1 protein-coding gene and 1 pseudogene are annotated in these 881 nt (G+C 72.8%); both read left to right on the forward strand.

Annotation, left to right across the window (positions count from 1 at the left end):
• A pseudogene (locus tag ACFPZL_RS13770) lies at positions 1-246 on the forward strand (hypothetical protein); the annotation flags it as partial.
• Entirely contained in the window at positions 239-733 is a 495-nt protein-coding gene (moaC, locus tag ACFPZL_RS13775; protein ID WP_218113956.1) for a cyclic pyranopterin monophosphate synthase MoaC, read from the forward strand. The pseudogene ACFPZL_RS13770 and the gene moaC, both read left to right, overlap by 8 nt.
• The last annotated feature ends 148 nt before the right edge of the window (positions 734-881 follow it).

Genomic DNA, 881 nt, shown 5'->3' on the forward strand with positions numbered 1-881 from the left:
CACGCCGGCCGGCCGGCACTGCGCCCCTCCGAGCACCTGCCGCTCGCCCACGCGGTCGACTCGCCGCCGCAGAAGCACCAGCTGAGGCGCGGGCGCGTCGATGAGGCCGGGCGCGTGCATGTGACTCCGCCGAGTTCCCACCTGCTCGCGGATCTCGCGTCCGCCGAAGTACTGGCGCATCTCCCGGTAGGGGTGGATCACCTCCCCGCCGGAGCCCCGATCGAGATCTGGAGGATCGATGACTGACACGCACCCCACCACCGCGCCCGACCTCACCCACCTGCGAGCGGACGGCAGTGCGCACATGGTCGACGTCACCGAGAAGGCCGTCACCTCCCGTACCGCGCGGGCCGAGGCCACCCTCGAGACCCGCGCCGACGTGGTCGATCGCCTCATGGCCGGTGACCTCCCCAAGGGCGAAGCCCTCGGCACGGCGCGCATCGCCGGCATCATGGCGGCGAAGCGCACGTGGGAGCTGATCCCCCTCTGCCACCCCCTTCCGCTCACCAAACTCTCCGTCGACTTCGAGGCCCGGGGGGACCGCGTGCGCATCGTCTCGACCGCCTCGGTCCGCGGGGTGACCGGCGTCGAGATGGAGGCGCTCACCGCGGCGAGCGTCGCCGCGCTCACCCTCTACGACATGATCAAGGCCGTCGACCGTCACGCCGTGATCAGCGGGGTGCGCGTACTCGCGAAGTCGGGCGGCAAGAGCGGCGATTGGCAGCTCGAATGACCGGGCGCGATGCGCGCGTGGTAGTCGCCTCGACGCGGGCCGCCGCCGGCGAGCGGCCCGACACCACGGGGCCCATCATCCGCGCCTGGCTCCTCGAACGCGGTTTCGCCGCCCCGGCGCAGACCGTCGTCGCCGACGGTGCCCCGGT

Source organism: Leucobacter soli, assembly GCF_042659205.1.
In the GTDB taxonomy this organism is placed as follows: domain Bacteria; phylum Actinomycetota; class Actinomycetes; order Actinomycetales; family Microbacteriaceae; genus Leucobacter; species Leucobacter soli.

Bases quoted from the DNA above. Each gene is read 5' to 3' on its own strand.
- moaC (WP_218113956.1), top strand. From the start codon at position 239: ATGACTGACACGCACCCCACCACCGCGCCCGACCTCACCCACCTGCGA.